General features: G+C 70.1%; 22 protein-coding genes. 8 read left to right on the top strand and 14 right to left on the bottom strand.

Annotated elements, in window-relative coordinates; genetic code table 11:
- Positions 1-20 precede the first annotated feature (20 nt).
- The 3 genes from ACZ3I4_RS15470 to ACZ3I4_RS15460 form a co-directional block, all read right to left on the bottom strand.
- Entirely contained in the window at positions 21-2,027 is a 2,007-nt protein-coding gene (locus ACZ3I4_RS15470; RefSeq protein WP_465382577.1) for an ABC transporter permease, read from the bottom strand.
- Complete coding sequence (locus ACZ3I4_RS15465; RefSeq protein WP_465382576.1) at positions 2,024-3,454, bottom strand: extracellular solute-binding protein; 1,431 nt, start codon at positions 3,452-3,454, stop codon at positions 2,024-2,026. The genes ACZ3I4_RS15470 and ACZ3I4_RS15465 overlap by 4 nt, the downstream gene beginning before the upstream one ends.
- A 381-nt stretch (positions 3,455-3,835) precedes the next feature.
- On the bottom strand, positions 3,836-4,606 hold the full coding sequence (locus tag ACZ3I4_RS15460) for an IclR family transcriptional regulator (RefSeq protein ID WP_465382575.1): 771 nt from the start codon (positions 4,604-4,606) through the stop codon (positions 3,836-3,838).
- Positions 4,607-4,762: 156 nt separating this feature from the next.
- Between ACZ3I4_RS15460 and ACZ3I4_RS15455 the strand changes: the two genes are divergently transcribed.
- Complete coding sequence (locus ACZ3I4_RS15455) at positions 4,763-5,632, top strand: fumarylacetoacetate hydrolase family protein (protein WP_465382574.1); 870 nt, start codon at positions 4,763-4,765, stop codon at positions 5,630-5,632.
- Positions 5,629-6,999 carry an aldehyde dehydrogenase family protein gene (locus ACZ3I4_RS15450; RefSeq protein ID WP_465382573.1) on the top strand — a complete coding sequence of 457 codons (1,371 nt, stop codon included), beginning with the start codon at positions 5,629-5,631 and terminating at the stop codon, positions 6,997-6,999. The genes ACZ3I4_RS15455 and ACZ3I4_RS15450 overlap by 4 nt, the downstream gene beginning before the upstream one ends.
- Positions 7,000-7,070: 71 nt before the next feature.
- On the opposite strand, the gene ACZ3I4_RS15445 is transcribed toward ACZ3I4_RS15450, so the two are convergent.
- The 3 genes from ACZ3I4_RS15445 to ACZ3I4_RS15435 are packed head-to-tail and all read right to left on the bottom strand — an operon-like array spanning position 7,071 to position 10,179.
- The gene (locus ACZ3I4_RS15445; protein WP_465382572.1) at positions 7,071-8,159 is read right to left on the bottom strand and encodes an alcohol dehydrogenase catalytic domain-containing protein; all 1,089 of its coding nucleotides are present in this window, start codon (positions 8,157-8,159) and stop codon (positions 7,071-7,073) included.
- Positions 8,156-9,553: an aldehyde dehydrogenase family protein gene (locus tag ACZ3I4_RS15440; protein ID WP_465382571.1), complete on the bottom strand. Its 1,398-nt coding sequence runs from the start codon at positions 9,551-9,553 to the stop codon at positions 8,156-8,158. Before ACZ3I4_RS15440 ends, ACZ3I4_RS15445 begins: the two co-directional genes overlap by 4 nt.
- Positions 9,553-10,179, bottom strand: coding sequence for a TetR/AcrR family transcriptional regulator C-terminal domain-containing protein (locus ACZ3I4_RS15435; RefSeq protein WP_465382570.1), 627 nt, complete (start codon positions 10,177-10,179; stop codon positions 9,553-9,555). Before ACZ3I4_RS15435 ends, ACZ3I4_RS15440 begins: the two co-directional genes overlap by 1 nt.
- 61 nt (positions 10,180-10,240) lie before the next feature.
- Here ACZ3I4_RS15435 and ACZ3I4_RS15430 point away from each other — a divergent pair, with 61 nt between their 5' ends.
- Both ACZ3I4_RS15430 and ACZ3I4_RS15425 read left to right on the top strand, forming a co-directional pair.
- Positions 10,241-11,413: an acyl-CoA dehydrogenase family protein gene (locus ACZ3I4_RS15430; RefSeq protein WP_465382569.1), complete on the top strand. Its 1,173-nt coding sequence runs from the start codon at positions 10,241-10,243 to the stop codon at positions 11,411-11,413.
- Positions 11,414-11,459: 46 nt separating this feature from the next.
- Positions 11,460-13,010: a long-chain-fatty-acid--CoA ligase gene (locus tag ACZ3I4_RS15425; RefSeq protein ID WP_465382568.1), complete on the top strand. Its 1,551-nt coding sequence runs from the start codon at positions 11,460-11,462 to the stop codon at positions 13,008-13,010.
- Here ACZ3I4_RS15425 and ACZ3I4_RS15420 read toward each other — a convergent pair.
- Complete coding sequence (locus ACZ3I4_RS15420) at positions 12,978-13,412, bottom strand: (deoxy)nucleoside triphosphate pyrophosphohydrolase (RefSeq protein WP_465382567.1); 435 nt, start codon at positions 13,410-13,412, stop codon at positions 12,978-12,980. The genes ACZ3I4_RS15425 and ACZ3I4_RS15420 overlap by 33 nt on opposite strands.
- 183 nt (positions 13,413-13,595) lie before the next feature.
- Between ACZ3I4_RS15420 and ACZ3I4_RS15415 the strand changes: the two genes are divergently transcribed.
- Positions 13,596-13,913 (top strand): 4a-hydroxytetrahydrobiopterin dehydratase, encoded by a 318-nt coding sequence (locus tag ACZ3I4_RS15415; protein ID WP_465382566.1) that lies wholly within the window; start codon positions 13,596-13,598, stop codon positions 13,911-13,913.
- A gap of 31 nt (positions 13,914-13,944) precedes the next feature.
- Entirely contained in the window at positions 13,945-14,307 is a 363-nt protein-coding gene (locus ACZ3I4_RS15410; protein ID WP_465382565.1) for a PH domain-containing protein, read from the top strand.
- Here ACZ3I4_RS15410 and ACZ3I4_RS15405 read toward each other — a convergent pair.
- The 5 genes from ACZ3I4_RS15405 to ACZ3I4_RS15385 form a co-directional block, all read right to left on the bottom strand.
- The gene (locus ACZ3I4_RS15405; RefSeq protein WP_465382564.1) at positions 14,302-15,033 is read right to left on the bottom strand and encodes a Type 1 glutamine amidotransferase-like domain-containing protein; all 732 of its coding nucleotides are present in this window, start codon (positions 15,031-15,033) and stop codon (positions 14,302-14,304) included. The genes ACZ3I4_RS15410 and ACZ3I4_RS15405 overlap by 6 nt on opposite strands.
- Positions 15,030-15,866, bottom strand: a complete 837-nt coding sequence (locus ACZ3I4_RS15400; protein ID WP_465382563.1) for a nucleotidyltransferase domain-containing protein — start codon at positions 15,864-15,866, stop codon at positions 15,030-15,032. The genes ACZ3I4_RS15405 and ACZ3I4_RS15400 overlap by 4 nt, the downstream gene beginning before the upstream one ends.
- Positions 15,863-16,591: a class I SAM-dependent methyltransferase gene (locus ACZ3I4_RS15395; RefSeq protein WP_465382562.1), complete on the bottom strand. Its 729-nt coding sequence runs from the start codon at positions 16,589-16,591 to the stop codon at positions 15,863-15,865. The genes ACZ3I4_RS15400 and ACZ3I4_RS15395 overlap by 4 nt, the downstream gene beginning before the upstream one ends.
- Positions 16,588-17,577: a G5 domain-containing protein gene (locus ACZ3I4_RS15390; RefSeq protein ID WP_465382561.1), complete on the bottom strand. Its 990-nt coding sequence runs from the start codon at positions 17,575-17,577 to the stop codon at positions 16,588-16,590. Before ACZ3I4_RS15390 ends, ACZ3I4_RS15395 begins: the two co-directional genes overlap by 4 nt.
- A gap of 148 nt (positions 17,578-17,725) precedes the next feature.
- Entirely contained in the window at positions 17,726-18,289 is a 564-nt protein-coding gene (locus ACZ3I4_RS15385) for an NADPH-dependent FMN reductase (RefSeq protein WP_465382560.1), read from the bottom strand.
- A 101-nt stretch (positions 18,290-18,390) separates the two neighbouring features.
- Between ACZ3I4_RS15385 and ACZ3I4_RS15380 the strand changes: the two genes are divergently transcribed.
- Positions 18,391-18,870, top strand: a complete 480-nt coding sequence (locus tag ACZ3I4_RS15380; RefSeq protein WP_465382559.1) for a MarR family winged helix-turn-helix transcriptional regulator — start codon at positions 18,391-18,393, stop codon at positions 18,868-18,870.
- Here the strand turns inward: ACZ3I4_RS15380 and ACZ3I4_RS15375 are convergent.
- The gene (locus ACZ3I4_RS15375; RefSeq protein WP_465382558.1) at positions 18,817-19,449 is read right to left on the bottom strand and encodes a TetR/AcrR family transcriptional regulator; all 633 of its coding nucleotides are present in this window, start codon (positions 19,447-19,449) and stop codon (positions 18,817-18,819) included. The genes ACZ3I4_RS15380 and ACZ3I4_RS15375 overlap by 54 nt on opposite strands.
- A gap of 76 nt (positions 19,450-19,525) precedes the next feature.
- Here ACZ3I4_RS15375 and ACZ3I4_RS15370 point away from each other — a divergent pair, with 76 nt between their 5' ends.
- A complete protein-coding gene (locus ACZ3I4_RS15370) occupies positions 19,526-19,978 on the top strand; it encodes a GNAT family N-acetyltransferase (protein ID WP_465382557.1) in 453 nt (150 codons plus the stop codon).
- On the opposite strand, the gene ACZ3I4_RS15365 is transcribed toward ACZ3I4_RS15370, so the two are convergent.
- Positions 19,960-20,940 carry a TIR domain-containing protein gene (locus ACZ3I4_RS15365; protein WP_465382556.1) on the bottom strand — a complete coding sequence of 327 codons (981 nt, stop codon included), beginning with the start codon at positions 20,938-20,940 and terminating at the stop codon, positions 19,960-19,962. The genes ACZ3I4_RS15370 and ACZ3I4_RS15365 overlap by 19 nt on opposite strands.
- Positions 20,941-20,985: the final 45 nt, after the last annotated feature.

The raw sequence follows: 20,985 nt of genomic DNA, 5'->3' as shown, positions 1-20,985 counted from the left end.
AGGCCGCCGACGTGCCACGATCAGCCCTTGACCGCGCCCGCGGTGAGCCCCTCGGTCAGGAAGCGCTGCCCGAAGCCGTACATGACCACCACGGGAATGCTGACGAGCAGTGACGCGGCGGCGAGCTGCCCCTGCGGCACGACGTCTCCGGCGATCATCGACTGCATCCCTACGGGCAGCGTCTTGTACTCGTCCTTGGTGATGAACACGAAGGCGAAGAGGAACTCGTTCCAGGCGTTGGTCAGCGTGAACAGCGCCACCGCCAGCAGTCCCGGCTTGGCCAGGGGCAGCACCACCCGGCGGAACGCCTGCACGCGGGTGGAGCCGTCGACCAGCGCCGCCTCCTCCAGGTCGACCGGGATCGACGCGAAATACCCGGTCAGCAGCCAGGTGGCGAACGGAATCGTGAACGTCGGGTACGTCAGCACCAGCGACCACAACGAGTCGGTGAGCCGCACCCCGATGAGCAGCTGGTAGAGCGGGATGAACAGCAGCGCTCCCGGCATCACGTAGGTGAGCAGCACCGTGACGGTGAAGCCCTGCGCCCCGCGGAACCTCAGCCGGGCCAGCGCGTAGCCGGCCAGGGCGGCGCAGACCAGGGCCACCACGGTGGACGCCGCGGACACCAGCAGGGTGTTGAGATACCAGCGCCCGAACGGCTGGTTGCTGAACAGGCCGGTGAACTGCTCCAACGTCCACGGCGTCGGCCACAGGTCGTTGGTCCGCATGACGACCTGACCCTCGGACTTGAACGCCGTGACGGCGATCCAGTACAGCGGGGCCAGCACGAAGAACAGCAACCCGGCCAGCGCCACACCGGACCCCAGACCCGACACCACGGACGACGCCCGGCGACCTCCCCGATCCTGCAGGGTCGAGATCACCCGGCCGACCGCCGCCGCGATCAGCAGGATCACCGCCAGGACCACTGCCGCCTTCCAGAAGATCTCGGGCGAGGCCCAGGCCAGCAGGCCGGTGACCACCGCGGCGACGACCCAGGGAAGCCACTTCCGCGTCGGCCCGGCCCACCGAGCCGCCCGGACCCGCCGGGGTATGTCCGGCCGTAGCAACCGGACCAGGACGAACACCAGCGCCCCGATCACCGGCAGCATGACCAGCGTGACCGCCGCCCCCGCGCCGTACTGCAATTGCAGGATCGCCTTCGAATACGCGACGAGCACGTACGGCGCGGTCACGTCGCCCGGGCCGCCCTGCGTCAGCAACCAGATGAGGTCGAAGTTGTTGAAGGTCCAGATCGACGACAGGGTCACGGTCACGGTGATCACGTGGCGCAGTCCGGGCAGCGTCACGTGGACGAACCGGCGCCACGAGGAGGCGCCGTCGATGGCCGCCGCCTCGTACTGCTCCGCCGGGATGGCCTTCAGCCCGGCCAGGAAACAGACGGCGAAGAACGGCACGCCCTTCCACACGTTGACCAGGATCACCGACGGCATGGCCAGCGACGGGTCGGACAGCCAGCCCGCGGGCCAGCTGTCGACCAGATGCAGATCGGCCAGCAACGGCCCGATCCCCGAGGTGGTGAGCAGGCTGTTGACGCTGCCGAAGATCGGGTCGAGCAGGGCACGCCAGCTGAACGCCGTCACCACCGTCGGGACCACCCACGGCACCAGGAGAAGCCCGGTCAGCAGGGCCCGCCCACGACGCTGACGGTGCAGCAGCAGGGCCGCGGCCAGACCCAGCACCACTTTGAAGATTTCCGCGTACGCCGTGAAGACGAACGAATTCACCACGCCGGTGTGGAACTGCTGGTCGCCGACGAGGGCGAGGTAGTTGTCCAGGCCGACGAACACGCTGTCCTGGCCGTGCCGCTCGGTGGTGCTGGTGATGACCGACCGGGCGATCGGCACCAGCACCAGCGCGCTGACCAGCACGGCGGTCGGCGCCAGAAACAGTGCGGCCAGCCGCCAGTCCCGGCCCAGCCGTCGCTGGGCCGGGGTGAGCGAGCCGGGCCCCGGCGGCGGGGAGGCCGCCGTCACCGGGGCCGGCGCGGGACGGACCGACGTCACTGCGGCTGCCCCTGCTGGGCGAAGATCTGCACCATCTTCGCGTGCGCAGCCGTCACGGCCTGAGCCGGCGACGTTCCCTGGACGACCTGCTGCATCATGTCGGTGAGGACGTAGGCGGCGTTGACGGCCTGCTGGCCGGCGCTGGCCTTCTGCGGGAAGTCCAGACCGTTCTTCGTGGACAGCGGCAGCTTCTGCTGGGTGATCTTGCGCAGCATGGGGAACGCCGGGTCCCCGCTGGTGAAGAACGGGTCCGCGTCCCAGACCTTCTCCCAGGCGGGCATGACCAGGCCGGGCGCCTCCTTGGCGACCCCCAGCAGCGCCGGCGCGCTGACCAGATACTGCGCCAGCAGCTTGGCCAGCGCGGGGTTCTTGGCGCCCTTGAAAACGACGAAACCCTGCGACTGGCCGAGCAGCAGAGACTTGTCGGTCGCCGGCCCGATGCAGTCCGGGAAGACGTACGTGTTCTCGTGGACCGGGTTCTTCTTGGTCCGGGAGTCCGCGTAGACGCTGAACTGGTTCCGGGTGTAACCGATTACACCGGCGAGCCAGTTCTCGTTGTTGCCGGTGTCGGTCCAGCTGGCGACGCCGGGCGGCAGCATCGGCTTGTACTTGGGATTGGTGTAGATGTCGCCCAGGAAGGTCACCGCCTGCACCGTCTCGGGCGAGTCGAAGGTGACCTTCGCGCCGTCGTTGGAGGCGATCGACCCGCCGTACGAGTTGATCAGGGCCTCGATCATGCCGTTGCCGTCACCGGACCGGTTCACGGTCATGCCCCAGCCGAACCGGCGCTTGCCCGGATCGGAGATCGTCAGGCACAGATCTCGCAGCTCCTCCCAGGAGTAGACCTCCTTGGGGGTGATGCCCTTGTCCTGCATCCAGTCCTTGCGCAGGAACGACCCGATCCCGATGAAGTGGTACGGGATCGCGTACCACTTGCCGTCGAAGACGCAGAAGTTCTTGGCCTCCGCGGTGGGCTCGCCGTACCGGGCCTTCAACACGTTGACGACGTCGGTCACGTCCTCCAGGTCGCCCAGCGCCTGGAACTGCGCGACGAACCGGGAGTCGGTCATGAACGCCAGGTCGCGCGCGACACCGCCCTTGACCTCGGCGTCGATCTTGGCCACCACGTCACCGGCGTCGGCCTGGACCAGACTGTTCTCGATCTTCGTTCCGGTGGCGTCGGCGAACTTCTTGATCGAGCGGTCGAGCGCGTCGTTCGCCGCTGTCGAATAGAGCTTCTGCGACAGCAGTCCCATCGACGAGCCCTTCATCGACGCCGCCTGGTCGATCAGCTCCTTGGGCACCTCCGGCTGCACGCCGCCGGGAGATTCGGTGTCACCGCCGCACGCGGCCAGACCGGCCGCGCCGAGCACCCCCACCCCCATTCCCAGAAAGCCGCGCCGGGTCCACTGCGGACGGTTGTGCATGGACACTCGCCTCCCCGATCTCGCCTCGCCGCCGGCTTACCTCCGCGAACACCGCGGTCCCGGGCTCGGCTGCGTTCTGATGCGGGCGGCCGCAGGCGCGTCGCCCCCGTTTGATGCGGGCGGCCGCGGACGCGTCGCCCCCGTTGATCAGCGCGTCCGCGTAGCCGTCGGCGCACTCGGGAAGCGCGACGCGCGGGACGCCGGCGTGAACCGGGCCGGAGGAGCGACGTTGCCGCTCCAGTTCGATAGGCTCACGGACCACCGCCGTTCGAAATTTCGAACTAAGTTCGATATACCGTACCGAGTGGACGCGACGTTAGAGCACCGCCTTGAGAGGTGTCAATGTTTCGATGCAGTTTCCGGCCCGGTCGGGCGGACCGGCTATCGAGGCTGAGCCCGGTATCCCATGCGGGTGGAGAGCGTGGCCGCGCCCTCGCGAATCAGCCCGGTCCACTCGACCTGCGCCTGCGGGGTCCAGCGGATGATCGGCGCGGAAACGCTCATCGCGGCGACGGCGGCGCCGGAATGGTCCCGGACCGCCGCGGCGACGCAACGCATGGCGCTGTCCGACTCGCCGTTGTCGACCGCGACGCTCTCGGCCCGGACGCGCTCGAGGTGTGCCCGCAGGCGATCCGGGTCGGTGATGCTTTCCGGCGTCATGCCCGGCAGGGCGCCCTTGGCGAGGACGGCGTCCAGCTCCGGCTGATCGAGGTCGGACAGCAGCATCTTGCCGACCGCCGTGCAATGGGCCGGCAGCCGCCGCCCGACCGCGGAGACCATCCGGACGGGGTGCGTGCTGTCGACCTTGACGAGGTAGATGACATCGGCGCCGTCGAGCACGGCCACGTGGACCGCCTCGTCGCACGCGGCGGCCACGTCCCGCGCGACGCCTTGCGCCTCGCGGACCAGGTCGAGCCGGCCGGCGAACGCCGCACCCAGCTGGAACAGCGGCATGCCGAGCCGATACTGCACCGGCTGGCCGGGTACAGAGATCAGGTACGAGCGGGCCTCGAGCGTGACGAGCAGTTCGTGGACGGTGGTGCGGGGCAGATCGAGCCGCTCCATCACCTCGCGGGCCGACAGCTCAGGGCGGTCCAGAAACAGTTCCAGGACGTCGAGCGCTCGGATGACCGCCGGTACCACACGGGGCATGTCGCCAATCCCTTCCCGATGCCGAACTCGTGTCAGCGATCTCCACGCGGATCGGCACCCGAAAAGGGTAACTGCGTTGGTGCCGGCATCAGATGCCGGACTCACCGCCGACAGAACGGTCGTATCCCTGCATTTCCCCACACATAGGATGGGCCCATGCCGATCTCCCTTCACCATCTGCGCGCCGGCGCCGCCTCACGCTGGGCGGTGTGCCGGGCCGGCGAATGGGGCGAACTCGACGGCACTCTCGCCGACCTGCTCGCCCTGCCGCTCGATCAGGCGCGGGCGGTGGTCGAGGACGCCGCCCGCGGAGCCCGCGGCGACATGCCCGGCGACCAAGCGCTGCCACCCGTCGACCGGCAGGAGGTGTGGGCGGCCGGGGTGACGTATCTGCGCAGCCGGGACGGGCGGAAGGAGGAGTCCGGGCACGGTTCGCTCTACGACGACGTCTACGACAGCGACCGTCCCGAACTCTTCTTCAAAGCCAGTCCGTGGCGTGTCGTCGGCGACCGCGAGGCCGTCGGGATCCGGGCCGACTCCGGCTGGGACGTCCCCGAGGCCGAGCTCGGCCTGGTGCTCAACGCGGCCGGGGAGGTGTTCGGCTACACCCTGGGCAACGACATGAGCAGCCGATCGATCGAGGGGGCCAACCCGCTCTATCTGCCGCAGGCGAAGATCTACGACCGGTCCTGTGCGCTGGGCCCGGCGATCGTGCCGAGCTGGGCGATCGAGCCGGGTCCGTTTCCGATCGGGTTGCGGGTGCTGCGGGACGGCCGCGAGGCCTACGCCGGAACGACCTCGACGTCGGCGATGGCCCGCGGCTTCGAGGACCTGGCCGGTTGGTTGTTCCGGGCGCTGAGTTTTCCGGCCGGGGTCGTGCTGATGACCGGCACCGGCGTCGTACCGGAAGCCGGTTTCACCGTACGGCCCGGCGACACGATCGAGATAGCGTCCGAGGCACTCGGCACGCTGACCAACCCCGTGGTTTCGGTCGGCGATGCTGCCAATGGGAAGGGACGACCATGACAACGATCGAGAGCCGCTCCCCGCAAGCGCCGTCCGACCTCGTGGCGCGGGTTCCCGACACGGCTCCGGAGGAGGTCGCGGCCGCGGCCGGCGTTGCCCGGGCCGCGGCCGGCGGTTGGGCGCGTGAGCCGGCGCACGCTCGGGCCGCCGCCCTGCAGGCCTGCGCCGAGGCTCTTACGGCCGCGACCGAGGAAATGACCGGCCTGATGGTCCGTGAGGTGGGCAAACCGCTCGGCGAGGCGCGCGCCGAGGTCGGCCGGGGCGTGGCGATCCTCCGCTACTTCGCGCAGCAGGCCCTGCAGGCCGAGGGCGAGGTGTACCCGTCGGCGGACGGCGTGTCGCTGCTGCACACCCGGCGCCGTCCGCACGGCGTCGTCGGGCTGATCACCCCGTGGAACTTCCCGGTGGCGATCCCGCTCTGGAAGGCCGCGCCGGCCCTCGCCTTCGGTAACGCCGTGCTCCTCAAGCCCGCACCGCAGTCGTCCGCCGTGGCGCTGCGGCTGGCCGAGCTGTTCGCCGGAGCGCTTCCGGAGGGCGTGCTGACCGTGCTGACCGGCCTTGCCGGAACCGGCGAAGCGACCGTCGATGCGGCCGATGCCGTCTCGTTCACGGGCTCGGTGGCCGGCGGCCAGGCGGTGGCCCGGCGGGCGGTCACGCGCGGCATCCCGGTGCAGTGCGAGATGGGCGGCCAGAACGCCGCCATCGTGCTGCCGGACGCCGACCAGGACGCGGCCGCCACCGCGATCGCCGCGGCGGCGATGGGCTACGCCGGCCAGAAGTGCACCGCCACCAGCCGGGTGATCGTGGTCGGCGATCCGGCGCCGTTCGCCGAGCGGCTCGCGGCGGCCATCGATGCGTTGCCGGTGGGCGATCCGGCCGATCCGTCCACGGTGGTCGGTCCGCTGATCGAGCCGCGGCCGCGCGATGCCATCCGGGAGGCGGTGCGGCGCGCCGGTGCGAGCGGCGCCCGTCTGCTGACCGGGGCCCGGCAGCCCGACGGCGATGGGTGGTTCCAGGCGCCGACGTTGCTGACCGACGTGCCGCCCGGTGACGACCTGCTGAGCGAGGAGTATTTCGGGCCGGTGTGTGTGGTGCTGTCCGCGGAGTCGGCCGACGCCGCGGCGCGGGCGGCCAACGACGTCCGGCACGGGCTGGTGGCCGCCGTGTACACGCAGAATCTCGGGGCGGCGCTGACGCTGACCAACCAGCTGGACGTGGGAATGGTGAAAGTCAACGCCCCGACCACCGGCGTGGACTTCCATGCCCCGTTCGGCGGCGAGAAGGAGTCGAGCTACGGCCCGCGCGAGCAGGGAACCGCGGCCCGCGAGTTCTACACGCGAACCGTCACGGTCACGCTGGCGCCGTAGCGGCGACAACTACGGCCACGGCTGCACCACACGAAGGTGCAGCCGTGGCCGAGCTGTACGTCACCCGGGCGTCAGAGCGTGACCAGCGAGCGGGCGCCCTCTCCGCGGGACATCCGGTCGAAGGCCTCCGGCACGTCGGCCAGCGTGATGCGGTCGGTGATCAGATGGTCCAGCGAGAGGCGGCCCGACAGCACGTCGTCGGCCAGCCGGGGGATCTCGATGTCGGGGTCGGCCGAGCCGTAGACCGAGGAGCGCAGCGTGCGCGCCGACGAGAAGATGTCGAGGGCGGACAGCGAGACCAGGTCGTCGTTGGAGCCCATGCCCACGATGGTCACCTTGCCGCCGCGCCGGGTGGCCCGCCAGGCGGCCCGGATCGTGGCGGCCCGGCCCACGCACTCGAAAGCGTGGTCGGCGCCGCGGCCCGACGTGCGGCCGCGGATCTCCTTGGAGAGCGCGTCGGAGGAGACCACGAAGTCGGTGGCGCCGGCCGACTCGGCCAGGCCCTTCTTGGCTTCGGTGACGTCGACCGCGATCACCTGGGAGGCTCCGGCGGCCCGGGCCGCGGCCACCACCGAGAGGCCCACGCCGCCCAGGCCGATCACCACGACCGATTCGCCCGACCCGACCTGGGCGGTGTTGCGCACCGCGCCCGCTCCGGTCAGCACGCCGCAGCTCAGCAGGGCGGCCAGGTCGAGCGAGAGGGCCGAGGGGACCCGGATCACCGCGTTTTCCGGGGCGACCACCTGCTCGGCGAACGCGCCCAGGCCGAGCGCCACGTGCACCGGCGCGCCGGCCAGGGTGACGCCGTTCTCCAGTGACGCCACGCCCGACGAGGTCGAGCACAGCCACGGCTCGCCCTGCTCGCAGAACCAGCACGTGCGGCAGGCCGGCTGCCAGTTGAGCACCACGTGATCGCCGACGGCGGCGCGCGTGACGTTCGCGCCGACCTCGACCACCTCGCCCGCCGCCTCGTGACCCAGCACCAGCGGATAGGACGGGCGGATGGTTCCGTTCACCATGGACAGATCGGAGTGGCAGACCCCGGCCGCCCGGACACGGACGCGAACCTGACCGGGCCCGACCTCGGGCAGGCGCAGCTCCGTCACCGCGGGCCGGGCCGCGGCCGATTCGAGCACCAGCCCGTTGAAGTACGCCGTCATCGCTGGATCGCCTTTACCTGCTGGAACTCGGCGAGACCGTGCTCGCCCAGCTCGCGCCCGACACCCGACTGCTTGTATCCGCCGAACGGCGCCCGCGGGTTGAACGCGCCGCCGTTGATGTCGACCTGGCCCGTACGCATCCGGCGGGCCACCGCCAGCGCCCGCTCGTCGGAACCCCAGACCCCGCCGGCCAGGCCGTACTTCGAGTTGTTGGCGATCGTCACGGCCTCGTCGTCGGACGAGAACGGGATGATCGACAGCACCGGGCCGAAGATCTCTTCCTGGGCGAGCTCGCTGTCCGGATCGACATCGGCGAAGACCGTCGGCGCGACGAAGTGCCCCTTCGGCGGAACGGGCGCGTCGAGGCCACCGGCGACCAGCCGGGCTGAGGCCCGCTCGATGAACCCCCGGACGCGTGTGCGCTGAGCCGCCGAGACGAGCGGGCCGAGCCGCGTGGACTCGTCGAAGGGGTCGCCGACGGTGTAGCCGCCGGCGGTCTTGGCGGCCAGCGAGACAGCCTCGTCGTAGTGGCTCTCGTGCACCAGCATCCGGGTCCACGCCGTGCAGGTCTGACCGGAGTTGAGGTACGCGTTGCCCACGCCCACCTTCACGGCCCGTACGAGATCGGCGTCCTCGAGGATGATGTTGGCCGACTTGCCCCCGAGCTCGAGCGCGACCTTGGCGATCCGGTCGGCCGCGGCGTGCGTGATCGCGCGCCCGGTGGCCGTCGAGCCGGTGAACGACACCATGTCGACGTCGGGGTGCCCGGCGATGGCGGCGCCGACGACCGGACCCGTGCCGGTCACCACGTTGAGCACGCCGGCCGGGACGCGCGCCTCGTCGGCCGCGTCGACCAGCAGGAACGCGACGAGGGGGGTGAGCTCGCTGGGCTTGAGCACGACCGTGCACCCGGCGGCCAGGGCCGCGGCGACCTTGGCCACGACCTGGTGCAGCGGATAGTTCCACGGGGTGATCGCGCCGACCACACCGATCGGCTCGCGCTCGATCAGCGAGTTGCCGACCTCCTCGGGCCCTTGAAGGGCCAGGTCGGCGTACGAGCGGAGGACCGTGAGCGGAAGCCCGGCCTGGACCGCCTTGGCGATCTTGAGGGGCGTGCCCAGCTCGAGCCCGACCACACGCGCGATGTCGGCCGCGCGCGCGGCCAGCGCCGTGTGCAGCCGATCGAGCACCTCGGCCCGATCGGTGGCCACGGACCAGCTGCCGAAGGCCGCCCGGGCCGCGGCGACGGCTCGGTCGACATCGGCCGCCGTGCCCGCGGGCACGTGCGCCAGCACCTCCTCGGTGGCCGGATTTTCCACCGGGATCGTCTCGGCGGAGGCGGGCGGAACCCACTCCCCGCCGATGTAGAGGTGCGGGCGGTCGAGCGATGTCATCAGCGGGTCCCCATCTCGTATCGGGCCGTGAGGCCGGTGATCAGCAGATCCAGTCCGAGTTCGAAAGCGCCCTCGTCCACGGCTTCATGATGCTCCGCCAGGCGGGGCGCGTGGCCGAGGTGTGGATAACGTTCGTAGAGCTGTGGATCGGCCTCGAAGCCGAGGGCGAACGAGCCCAGCGCCGAGCCGGTGACCAGGTATCGCATGAGCGCGCCGATGTGGGTGGCCCGCGCGTACGACCAGCCGGCGTCGACGAGGGCGCCGTACACCGCCTCGGCCATGGCCAGACCGCCCGGCCGGCGTCCGGGGCCCTGGGCCAGCACCGGCACGACGTTCGGGTGGGCGACGAGGACCGCGTGGTACGACCGGGCCCAGCGCCGCAGGGCCTCGTCCCAGGCGAACTGGCCGAACGCCGAGACGTCGACCTGGCCGATCACGGCGTCGGCCACCGCGTCGACGATGTCGGCCTTCGTGGCGAAGTGGTTGTAGAGCGAGGGGCCCTGCACGCCGAGTTCGGTGGCGAGCCGCCGGGTGGAGAGCGCGTCCAGGCCTTCCGCGTCGACCAGAGCCGAGGCCGCTTCGATGATCCGCGAACGGGTCAGCAGCGTCTGCCGGGGCCGGGCCATGCACACCTCCCGCAAAAAGAAGCACTGGACGTGTAAAAACTTACACCGCTAGTTTAACGGCATGGACTTCTCGCTCACCGACGAGGAACGCGCGATTCGCGATACCGCCCGCCAGTTCATCACCCGCGAGGTCATGCCGCTGGAGCAGGAGGCGCTGCTCCGCGAGCGCCGCCACGAGCCCGGCCTCGACCGCAGCGAACTGCGCGAGCTTCAGCTCAAGGCCAAGAAGTTCGGCTTCTGGGGCCTGTCCACACCGGAGGAGTACGGCGGGATGGAGCTGCCCGCCCTCCTGCAGTCGCTGATCTGGACCGAGGTGGGCCGCACCTTCGTCCAGTTCAAGTTCGGCGGCGAGGCCGACAACATCCTCTATTACGCCAACGACCAGCAGAAACAGGAGTTCTTGATCCCGACGATCGAGGGCGAGCGGATCTCCTGTTTTGCGATTACCGAGCCCGGCGCCGGCTCCGACGCCGCGAACATCAAGCTGACCGCCCGCCAGGACGGCGACGACTGGGTGCTCAACGGCGAGAAGACCTTCATCACCAACGGCAACGACGCCGACTTCGTCATCGTGGTCGCGGTGACCGACCGGGAGAAGGGCGTCCGCGGCGGCGGCACCACGGCGTTCCTGGTCGACCGCGACATGGGCTGGCGTTCCGAGTTCATCCAGACCATGGGCGAGGGCGGCCCGGCGTCGCTGATCTTCGAGGACGTACGCGTCCCCGCGCGCAACATCCTGGGCGAGATCGGTCAGGGCTTCGAGCTGGGCATGAAGTGGATCGGCAAGGGCCGCTACCTGATCCCGTCCAACGCCCTGGGCATCGCCGAGCGGGCCCTGGGCATGGCGATCGAGTACGCCAACACGCGCGAGACCTTCGGCCGCAAGATCGGCGAGAACCAGGCGATCCAGTGGATGCTGGCCGACTCCGAGGTCGAGCTGGAGGCGGCCCGCTGGCTCATCCTGCGCGCCGCGTGGACCGTTGACCAGGGCTGGGACCCGCGGCACTCGTCGTCGATGGCCAAGCTCTACGGCGCCAAGATGGTCAACGACGTGGTCGACCGGGTCATGCAGATCCACGGCGGGATGGGATACACCCGCGAGCTTCCGATCGAACGGTGGTACCGCCAGGTGCGACTCATGCGTATCTATGAAGGTACCGACGAGATGCAGCGCCTGATCATCTCGCGCGACCTGCTCCGCGGGTACACCAAGATCGGAGGTCATCTGGCATGACTGCCGCCGGAGGCCTCAGCGTGACCGATTGCACCGGAGGCCCAGCATGACCCAACTGTCGCTCGCCACCGTCCTGGCCGAGTCGGCCCGCAAGTACCCCGACAAGATCGCCGTGATCGACAGCTTGACGACCGAGCGGATCACCTATCGCGATCTCTGGCAGCAGACCCTGGCGTACGCGGGCGGGTTGAAAGGTCTGGGAATCGGCCCGGGGGACGTGGTCGCCGTCCAGATCCCCAACCTGGCCGACTTCCCCCGCGTCTACTACGCGGTGCTGGCGGCCGGGGCCACGATCGTCCCGATGCACCTGCTGCTGACCGCCGAGGAGAACGCGTACGTCCTGCGTGACAGCGGGGCGAAGCTGTTGGTCGCGCACTCCAGCCAGCTCGAGAACGCGGCCGCCGCGGCCAAGCTGGCCGGCATCCCGGTCGTCTCGGTCGGCCCGGTCGTGCCCGGCATCGACCGGCTGGAAGAGGCCGAGGGCACACCCCTGCGCACGTACGAGAGTCGCGAGGCCGAAGACGTCGCGGTGGTCTTCTATACGAGCGGCACCACCGGCAAGCCCAAGGGCGCCCTGCTCACCCACCTCAACCTCGTGATGAACACGATGGTCAACGTCTTCGACATCCACGACCTGAACGCCGACGACATCGTCATGGGCTGCCTGCCGCTGTTCCACACCTTCGGCCAGACCGTGGGCATGAACGGCACGTTCCGGCTGGGCGGCACGATCGTGCTGATGGCCCGGTTCACCGGTGAGGCCGCGATTCAGCTGATGGTCCGCGAGAACGTGACGATCTTCCACGGCGTGCCGACCATGTACATCGGCCTGCTCGAGGCGGCGGCCAAGGCCGACAGCCTGCCCAGCCTGCGGCTCTGCGTCTCGGGTGGCGCGTCGCTGCCGGTGGCCGTGCTGGAGAAGTTCGCCGAGACCTTCCACGCGACGATCTACGAGGGTTACGGCCTCTCGGAGACCTCGCCGACGGCGACCACCAATCAGCCGGCGTTCGGCGTGAAGCCCGGCACCATCGGGCACCCGATCTGGGGTGTCGAGGTGGAGATCGCCCGGGCCGAGATCGACGAGCGGATCGAGCTGGTCGAGGACGGCGAGCTGGGCGAGATCGTGATCCGGGGACACAACGTGTTCGCGGGCTACCTCAACAACCCGGGGGCCACGGCCGAGGCGGTCGTCGACGGCTGGTTCCGTACGGGAGACCTGGGTGTCAAGGACGCGGACGGCTTCATCTCGATCGTCGACCGTAAGAAGGACCTGGTGATCCGGGGCGGCTTCAACGTCTATCCGCGCGAGGTCGAGGAGGCGCTGGCCCGGCACCCGGCCGTGCAGCAGGTGGCGGTGATCGGCGTGCCCGACCCGGTGCACGGTGAGGAGATCTGCGCGGTCGTCGTGCCCGATCCGGGTGGCGTCACGGCCGAGGAACTGATCGAGTGGTCGCGCGAGAAGCTCGGCAAGCACAAATATCCGCGTCAGATCCGGTTCGCCGAGTCGCTTCCGCTCGGGCCGAGCTTCAAGGTGCTCAAGCGTGAGCTGCGCCGGACGTACGGCTCAGACGTTTCCGAGGGCCAGCAGGGCGGGTAGCTCGGCGACGATCGGCTTGTCCGCGGGCAGCCAGTGCACGCTGTCCAGCTCGTCCTCGGCGAGCCAGCGCATGGACGTGTGCTCCAGCGCCCGCGGCACGTCGCCCTCGAGCAGGCGTACGGCGAAGACGCGCAGAACGGCCCGGCCGTGCGCGAGCGGGACGTCGGGACCGACCCGGTCACCGACCTCGACCCGTACGCCCAGCTCCTCGGCGCATTCGCGGCCCAGCGCCTGCTGATCGGTCTCGCCCGGTTCGACCTTGCCGCCAGGAAACTCCCACCGGCCGGCCACCTCGGGCGGCGCCGAGCGTTCACAGGCCAGAACCCGACCATCGGTGATGATCACAGCGGCCACGATTACCTTGCGTGACGTCTGTGCCCTGACGTGCTGTTTCGGCGGCATGAGATCAAAGCTTCCCACAAAAGTTTACCGTTCAGGGTGCCCGAGGCGTCCCGAACGTCACGCAAACACGTATATGTGGGCGTGGACATGATTGCCGTGGAAGGCAAGACTATGGGCACCGACCATGACGACACGGCGACAGTTTGGCCACAAGCCGGCAACGACGCCTAGGGGGGTGCGGCGATGCGGGCCAGAAGACAGCGGGTGAAGAGCTCCGACTACCTCAGCGACGCGCTGACGCTGCTCAGCGGCTGGGAACGCGACGGTGTCCAGCTCAAGCGGGAACTCGCGTGCGACGACAGTCAGCATGCCGCATTGACGGAACGGATCAAGGTGGCGGCGGACACACTTCGCATACGCCCGTCCATCCGGCGAACCGACGGTCACACTCAGATCTGTCTGGGTGACCGCGACGGCGACGCGCTCACGGACGGTGAGGTCACTCTCGCGGCCCGGATCGAGGACTTCTATCGGACGGTCACGGCTCCGCAGAGCACCTGACGGTTGGCTCCAGATCGCTACCCTCGGGGCCATGAGCGAAGTGATTTACGACAGCAAGGGCCAGCTCCAGCAGATCGAGAGCGGCCTGCTGGACGGGGAGCAGATCATCGCGGTCTACGACGCGGTCGGGGCCGGCACCGGCTTCATCGGGCTGACCAACCGGCGCGTGATCATCCAGGACAAGTCCTTCGTCGGTAAGCGCGTCGCGATCACGAGCATCCCGTACTCCAAGGTGAGCAGCGTCAGCGTGGTCAGCAACAAGAGCTGGGCCGGTCAGTTCTTCTCCACCGGCATCATCGCGATCACGGTCGGCACGCACACCTACGAGGTCGAGTTCCGCGGCTCGGAAAAGACCCACCACGTGCACAACGTGATCCTGCACTACACCTCATAGCAGGCGAGCGGGCAGCGGAGTCTCGATCACCGAGCCGTCGCCGGACCGCCTCAGCTCGTAGCCCCGCGGGCCGGGCCGGTCGGCCACCACTTCGGCCAGCGTGGTGCCGCGATAGACCAGTCCGGCGCCGTCGTCGGTGGCGTACCCGTCGCCGAGCGTGCCGTCGGCGATCAGCTCGTGCATCTTGGGCCGCCGCTGCTCCTCGGCGTCGTAGTGCACGCCGTTGGAATAGGGCAGCCAGCCCAGGCCGTCGGTGAAGCCGCGCAGATCCGGTCCGAAGCTGTCCGTGCTGCCGCCCTGATGCCAGCAGATCGAGCCGGCCGACACCCCCGCCAGCACCACGCCCGCCTGCCACGCCTCGTGCAGGATCCGGTCGACCCCGTGCACCCGCCAGAGCGCGCACAGGTTGGCCACGCTGCCGCCGTGCACCCAGATGATGTCCTGCTCCAGCAGGTGCGCGCGCATGTCGGCGACGTTCGGCATCGGGAACAGCTGCAGGTGCGAGGCGATGAACTCGCTGCCGGCGAACGCCCGGTAGTGCGCGCCGATGACCTCCTGGGGATCGCCGGTGGCCTGGGTCAGCACGCAGATGCGGGGCCGGGCGGGCGCGCCGGCCAGCTCGGCCGCGAACCGATGGATCTTGCCGGGGCGCCAGTCGCCGGGGCCGTACGGGCCGACCTCGAAGAACGCGCTGGTGGCCAGGATCGTGGGCTGATCGGCAGTCATCCGACCATCATCATCATGCAGGCGTCGGCCGTGTCCAGCACGAGGTCGGCCGCGATGTCGACGGCCAGGCGCAACTTGAGCGGATCGCCCTCGAGCGCCGCGAAGGCCTGATCGACCCGCTCGTCGAAACGCCGGGGCGCGCCGGGCAGCTTGGCGGTGGCGGCCACGGCGCCCTTCTCGTTGATCAGCCAGTGGCCGGCCGCGCCGTGCAGGGCGTGCGCGCACACGCCGACCATCCGGAACAGGCAGCCGGCGACGAAGGCGGTGTCGGAGCGCGAGATGCCCTTGCGCGCGAGCGTGACCAGGAAGTCGGCCTCCCACAGCCCGGCCACCAGGGCCTGCGACAGGGCCGGGGGATAGCTCCGCAGATCGTCGCGCAGCCGGGTCAGCTCGCCCGCCGGGTCGCTCAGGATCTTTCCGAGCGCCAGTTCCCCCGCGTACGCGTGATCGGCGAACCCGAGCGGGTGGCCGGCCTGCTGGTGGAAGGCGTAGCGGCCCTGCTCGATGTCGGCCACCACGCCGCGTACTCGGTCGAGGTCGCGGTAGATGAAGTCGAGCGCGCTCCCGTCGACCTCGAGCCACCCGCCGCCGTCGACCCACGGCCCCCACCCGCCCGGCGCGGTGACCTGCGCCGACTCCCCGGCCAAAGCTCGGGCGATCCGGCCCAGAGCGTCGATGTCGAGCGGCCGGCGATAGTAGATGCCCAGGTCGGTGTCGGACTCGGGGGTGTGCGTGCCGCGGGCCCGGCTGCCGCCCAGCACCACGCCGACGACTCCGGGGACGCCCGCCACCTCGGCCGCGATCCCGTCCAGGCGCGCGTCGTCCAGGCTCATCGGCGGGCTTCGATCAGGACGCGGGTGGCGTGCGAGACGAACATGCCCTTCACGGTGATCTCCTCGTGCACGGCCCGCAACCGATCCCGGTATTTCGCGATCGTGAAACCGGGCACTGTCCACACCACCTTGCGCAGGAAGTGGGCCACCGCGGCGATGTCGTAGAACTCGAGGCTCAGCCGTTCCGCCTCGAGCCGCGTGATCCGGAATCCTGCTGCCTCGGCGGCCGCGCGCAGCTGCTCGGGGTGCTGCCGCTCGGGCGGCGGCAGTGGGCCCATCATCGCCTCGGACAGCTCCCGGTTGCTGCCGGCGCCGATCTGCTGGGTCAGAAAGAGCCCGTTCTCCCGTACGATCCGAGCCGTCCCGGCCCAGTCGGTGTTCACCGGATGCCGGCTCACCACTAGATCGAACGCGCCGTCGCGGAAGGGCAACCCGTCGGTCGCGACCACGTGCGGCACCCTTTGCCGGGCCACCCGCGGCATCCAGGCTTCGGTGGCGACCATTGTCCCCGCCGCCCGGGCCTTGTTCATCGCGTACGCGAACACCTCGCCCCCGCCGGTCTGCACGTCGAGAGCCCGGGCCGCGCCGGTCAGCCGCTCGGCCACCAGGTCGGCGTAGCCCCAGGACGGCCGCTGCTCGGTCGCCCGGCCCGCGAACCACGAGAAGTCCCAGCCGTCGAGCGGGACGGCCGCGGCCTCGTCGAGCAGCGTGTCGAAGTCGTTCACCCGCGTGAGTCTGCGGGGGCCTCCGGTCGCGCGCAATTCATTTGCGGCAGCTCCGGCTGGGCCTGTCCGCCGAGCAGCTGAAGGTCCTGGTCGAGCACGGCGACCGAGCCGTCGAGAGCGATCGTGCTCTCCTCCGGGCAGGGCGCCTTGCGGCCGAACGGCACGCACAGGCTGAGGCGCTTCTCGTCGCAGTAGCCGCCGCGCGGATGGCCGAACCGGCGACCGGAGCCGAACGCGATCAGGCGGTCCTGCGGCTCGCGGGTGACGGTGACGTCGAGGAGCTTGCGGTCGGACTCGCGGCCGTCGATCAGGGTCACCAGGTAGCGCAGGGTCTCTTCGCCGGGCACGCCCGCGGCCTGCACCTTGCGGGCGCCCCGCGGGAGCATCGGGTCGCGGACGAACCGGGTCTGGAACGGGACCTCGCGCTTGTCGACGTCCGTGCGCGTCGTCACCCTCGGCTGCGAAGGAGCGGCGGCCGAGCCCGAGTTCGTCGCGGCAGTGGCGGGCCGACCGGCGGCGGGGGGCACGGCCGGCCGGGCCGGGGTGCCGGCCTTCGACGGGCCCGCGGGTGGACGCGGCGCGCGCGTGCCGGTGCGATCGGCCTTGTCGGAGAGGCGCGGGACGGTGGCCGCGCGCCCGGCGACCGCCGGCGGGGCGGCGATTCCGGCCGGGGGCGGGGCATTGACTCCGGCCGCGGGCGGGGCCTCGAACCCGGCCGCGGGCGGCGGCGGTGTGACGGTTCCGGGTTCGACCGTGGTCGCGGCCGGGCCGGTCGCGGGCTCGCCTCCGGTTGCGGGGTCCCCGCCTCCGGTGCCCGACTTGGCCGCGTCGCCGACGGCGGTCACGATCCGCGGCGCGTCCGGCCCGCCCCCGGTCAGAGCGGCGATTCCGGCCACGCCGGCGCCGACCACGATGAGCAGCGCACTCGTGCCGGCTGTCATCCGTACGCCGAACGGCAGCCGCGCCCACCAAGACTTTCGTGGCATTTCGAGCAAATGCTGCAGAGAGTCACTAGTTGTCTGGTTTTGCACCCAAGCATTGTGCGCCGCGGCCCCCGGGATGCAAGCATCTCCGAGGGCCGTTTGTGCTTTAAGCCCTTTTCGGGCGGTCTTGCGTTACCTTTGGCGATCCGCCTCAGGCAGCCTTGCGTACGGTCTCGAGCGCCTTGCTCCACGACACCGTCTGGTCGAGAACCAGGGTCAGGGCCTGCTCCTGGCGCTCGCTCGGCAGGAAGGTGCTGTAGTTCTCGAAGTCGGTCGCGAGCGACAGCAGGACCTGGGCGCGCACGTCCGCGAGCATGAGCTCACCGGCGATCAGGCGCAGGTGCTCGACGGCGCGGGCGCCACCGACCGAGCCGTAACCGACGAAGCCGGCGGCCTTGTTGTTCCACTCCTTGAACAGGAAGTCGATGGCGTTCTTGAGAGCGCCCGAGGTGGAGTGGTTGTACTCCGGGGTGACGAAGATGAAGCCGTCGAACGAGTCGATCTTCTTGGCCCACTCGATGGTGTGCGGCTTGGTGTACTGGCCCATCGACGGCGGGATCGCCTCGTCGAGGTGCGGCAGGTTGTAGTCGAGGAGGTCGACCAGCTCGAACTCGGCGTCGGTGCGCTTGGCCGCGACGTCGTAGACCCACTTGGCCACGGCCTCGCCGTTGCGGCCCGGACGGGTGCTGCCGAGGATGATTCCGATCTTGGTCATGATCTTCTTCCTTGCCTGGGGATGCGGCGCTGGTGTGTCTTCGCGCTCTAACTTGCTACGTCAAGCAACTATTCCTGCTGCCGCGGCTTACGATCAACCTCATGTCCGCTACATCACCCGATCCGGCCCTCCCGCCGGGTCTCGCCGCGCTCTCTTCCAGTGAAGAGGCGGTCATGCGGGCGTTCGGCCGGATCCTGCTCGTGCTCCCTCGCGCGATGAACGCCGACCTGGAAACCGAGCAGCGCATGTCGCTCAGCGAATACAGCGTGCTGCGGCACCTGTCGGAGTCACCGCACCGCCGCATGCGGATGAGCGAACTGGCGCAGGCCTGCGACATGTCGCTGAGCGGCATGACCCGGCTCGCGGCGAAGCTGGAGACGCTCGGTTTCGTCCGGCGCGTCAAATGCGACGAGGACGCCCGCGGCTGGAACGCCGTGCTGACCGACGAGGGCCTGGCCCGCCTGCGCGAGGCGTGGCCCGCCCACCTGGCCAGCGTGCGCCGGCACATCTTCGACCACCTGGGCGATCTAGACCTCGACGCCCTGGCCCGCACCTTGAACAGCATCGCCGGAGACGCCTAGTCCGTACGCCTCCAGGGCGGTGTCGAGCATGCGTAACTGATCCCCGGCCGAATAGCTGACCGGGTCGGCGGCGGCGAACGCGGCCGCACCCTCGGCCATCGCGATCAGCCCCAGTGCGACCGGCCGCACCTGCTCGCCCGTCCAGTCCGGGGCGGCCGCCGCGACCAGGCGCTCGACCCGTTCCCGCCACGATCGGTTGTTGCGGCGGTGCATGGCGATGAGCTCGTCGTCGGACACCGCGGCGGCCAGGAAACCCATCCAGACCAGGCTCTCGGTGACGGTTCCGGGGTCGGTCGCGAGCCCCTGACGCAGCACGGCCCGCAGCGCCTCCCGAGGTGTCGCCGTCTCGGCCTCGAGTGCCTCGACGCGCAGCCGGGTCTTCTCGTGCAGCAGTTCGCGGGCGTGCAGCAGAAGCGCGCGCCGGTTCGGGAAGCGATGCATGACCAGCCCCGTCGTGCATCCCGCGGCCGCGGCCACCGCCCGTACGGTCAACTTTTCCAGGCCTTGCTGAGCGAGCACGTCCCAGACCGCGCGCGACAGCGCTTCCCCCTGGGCCGGCCGATCCGCCGTCCGTGACATGCCACGCACCCACTTCCCGCTCGCGTAACGGATGTTACCGTAACGCTTGTTACGCCGTTCTCTTCCCGGGAGAATCATGACGACCATCGAGGAACGCCCGTGGGACGACCCCGCCGGTTCCGAACTGCGCCGGGCCCAGGAGGCCGAACTGGACCTCCGCTACGGCCCCGGCGACCACGAGCCCGGCCCGCACCCCTCCGCCGCCGACATCGACCTGTTCCTGGTGGCAGTCTCCACCACCGGCGAGGCGATCGGCTGCGGCGCGCTGCGCCGTCTCACCCCCACAAGTGCCGAGATCAAGCGCATGTACGTACGGCCGGAAGCCCGCGGCACGGGAACGGCCACCGCCATCCTGCGAGCGTTGGAGGCGGGCGCACTGGCCCGGGGCTGGACGACGATGCGCCTGGAAACCGGCCCCGGCCAGCCCGACGCGATCCGCTTCTATGAGCGCGAGGGCTACAAGCAGATTCCCCTCTACGGCCCGTACGAGGGTTCCACCATCTCGGTCTGCTACGAGCGCGCGCTCTGAGGTTCGCCCTCCAGCACCCCGAGCACCATGTCGACCAGCTCGGTGGCGAGACTGGTCGCCCCCTGCGCGCCGCGCGCGAATGCCTCCCGCCGCTGCTCCGGAGTGGCCGTCCCCGCATAGATGAAGAACGGCGTCGACACATCACGCTGCCGCATCGCCTCCAGCAGCCGGTAACCCTCCCGGGGCCCTTCCGGCCGGCCCATGTCGGAGATGACCGCGGCGAACCGGCGCCCGCCCAGGATGTCCAGCGCCTCGGCGGTCGACTCGGCCAGCGTGAACTCGACACCGAACGACTCCAGCGCCTTCCGCTCCCGGCCGTTGTTGGAGGGCCGATCGTCGACCCAGAGGATCTCGCGCCGCCACCGGCCGTCGTCGGCCAGCTGCCGGGTGGCCTCGACGCCGCGAACCACCCGGCCCGCCGCCACGGTCGCGGCCGCCGCGAAGTCGGCCTGTGGAGAACCGGCCTTGTCGCTGTCCGCGATCTGCGCCTCGGCCAGCGAGAGAACGCCGCGAACCAGCTTCTCCAACTGCTCCACCGTCAGCGTCGCCACGCTGGCCGTCGGGGCGGGCGACACGGCCCCGTCCTGTGTGGCCTGATCGTTCAGCTCCCGGGCCCTCGCCACCACGACCGACAGCCGTCGCTCCCAGACATCACCCCGGACGATCGGCGGCAACACGTCCTCCGGCAGGGACTCCTCGGCCAGATAGACCACGATCGGCACCTGCGCACCCCAGAACGCGCCCAGCTCGGCCCCGCACCAACTCGACGCCACCGACCGGTGGGTCGCGACGAACACGCAGACCGAACAGGACTTCACCGCGGCCCGCAGCTGCTCGCGCAACGATTCGCCGGCCTTGATGTCGCTCGGCTTCCAATAGGGCACGTGGTCCCGCTCGAGCCAGTCGACGACATTCTGGAACTCGGGCTTGTTCTGGAACGAGTGACTGATGAAGACCGTCATCGCGATCACCTCCGGGCGGCGTTCGGACCATACCGGCCACCGAGC

The sequence above is a fragment of the Actinoplanes sp. NPDC021490 genome (assembly GCF_055562135.1).
This window is presented reverse-complemented; position numbering and strand designations above follow the sequence as displayed.

Coding starts and splice junctions, on each gene's coding strand:
- ACZ3I4_RS15465 (WP_465382576.1), bottom strand. CDS start 3,454: ATGCACAACCGTCCGCAGTGGACCCGGCGCGGCTTTCTGGGAATGGGG.
- ACZ3I4_RS15460 (WP_465382575.1), bottom strand. CDS start 4,606: ATGCCCCGTGTGGTACCGGCGGTCATCCGAGCGCTCGACGTCCTGGAA.
- ACZ3I4_RS15455 (WP_465382574.1), top strand. CDS start 4,763: ATGCCGATCTCCCTTCACCATCTGCGCGCCGGCGCCGCCTCACGCTGG.
- ACZ3I4_RS15450 (WP_465382573.1), top strand. CDS start 5,629: ATGACAACGATCGAGAGCCGCTCCCCGCAAGCGCCGTCCGACCTCGTG.
- ACZ3I4_RS15445 (WP_465382572.1), bottom strand. CDS start 8,159: ATGACGGCGTACTTCAACGGGCTGGTGCTCGAATCGGCCGCGGCCCGG.
- ACZ3I4_RS15440 (WP_465382571.1), bottom strand. CDS start 9,553: ATGACATCGCTCGACCGCCCGCACCTCTACATCGGCGGGGAGTGGGTT.
- ACZ3I4_RS15435 (WP_465382570.1), bottom strand. CDS start 10,179: ATGGCCCGGCCCCGGCAGACGCTGCTGACCCGTTCGCGGATCATCGAA.
- ACZ3I4_RS15430 (WP_465382569.1), top strand. CDS start 10,241: ATGGACTTCTCGCTCACCGACGAGGAACGCGCGATTCGCGATACCGCC.
- ACZ3I4_RS15425 (WP_465382568.1), top strand. CDS start 11,460: ATGACCCAACTGTCGCTCGCCACCGTCCTGGCCGAGTCGGCCCGCAAG.
- ACZ3I4_RS15420 (WP_465382567.1), bottom strand. CDS start 13,412: ATGCCGCCGAAACAGCACGTCAGGGCACAGACGTCACGCAAGGTAATC.
- ACZ3I4_RS15415 (WP_465382566.1), top strand. CDS start 13,596: ATGCGGGCCAGAAGACAGCGGGTGAAGAGCTCCGACTACCTCAGCGAC.
- ACZ3I4_RS15410 (WP_465382565.1), top strand. CDS start 13,945: ATGAGCGAAGTGATTTACGACAGCAAGGGCCAGCTCCAGCAGATCGAG.
- ACZ3I4_RS15405 (WP_465382564.1), bottom strand. CDS start 15,033: ATGACTGCCGATCAGCCCACGATCCTGGCCACCAGCGCGTTCTTCGAG.
- ACZ3I4_RS15400 (WP_465382563.1), bottom strand. CDS start 15,866: ATGAGCCTGGACGACGCGCGCCTGGACGGGATCGCGGCCGAGGTGGCG.
- ACZ3I4_RS15390 (WP_465382561.1), bottom strand. CDS start 17,577: ATGCCACGAAAGTCTTGGTGGGCGCGGCTGCCGTTCGGCGTACGGATG.
- ACZ3I4_RS15385 (WP_465382560.1), bottom strand. CDS start 18,289: ATGACCAAGATCGGAATCATCCTCGGCAGCACCCGTCCGGGCCGCAAC.
- ACZ3I4_RS15380 (WP_465382559.1), top strand. CDS start 18,391: ATGTCCGCTACATCACCCGATCCGGCCCTCCCGCCGGGTCTCGCCGCG.
- ACZ3I4_RS15375 (WP_465382558.1), bottom strand. CDS start 19,449: ATGTCACGGACGGCGGATCGGCCGGCCCAGGGGGAAGCGCTGTCGCGC.
- ACZ3I4_RS15370 (WP_465382557.1), top strand. CDS start 19,526: ATGACGACCATCGAGGAACGCCCGTGGGACGACCCCGCCGGTTCCGAA.
- ACZ3I4_RS15365 (WP_465382556.1), bottom strand. CDS start 20,940: ATGACGGTCTTCATCAGTCACTCGTTCCAGAACAAGCCCGAGTTCCAG.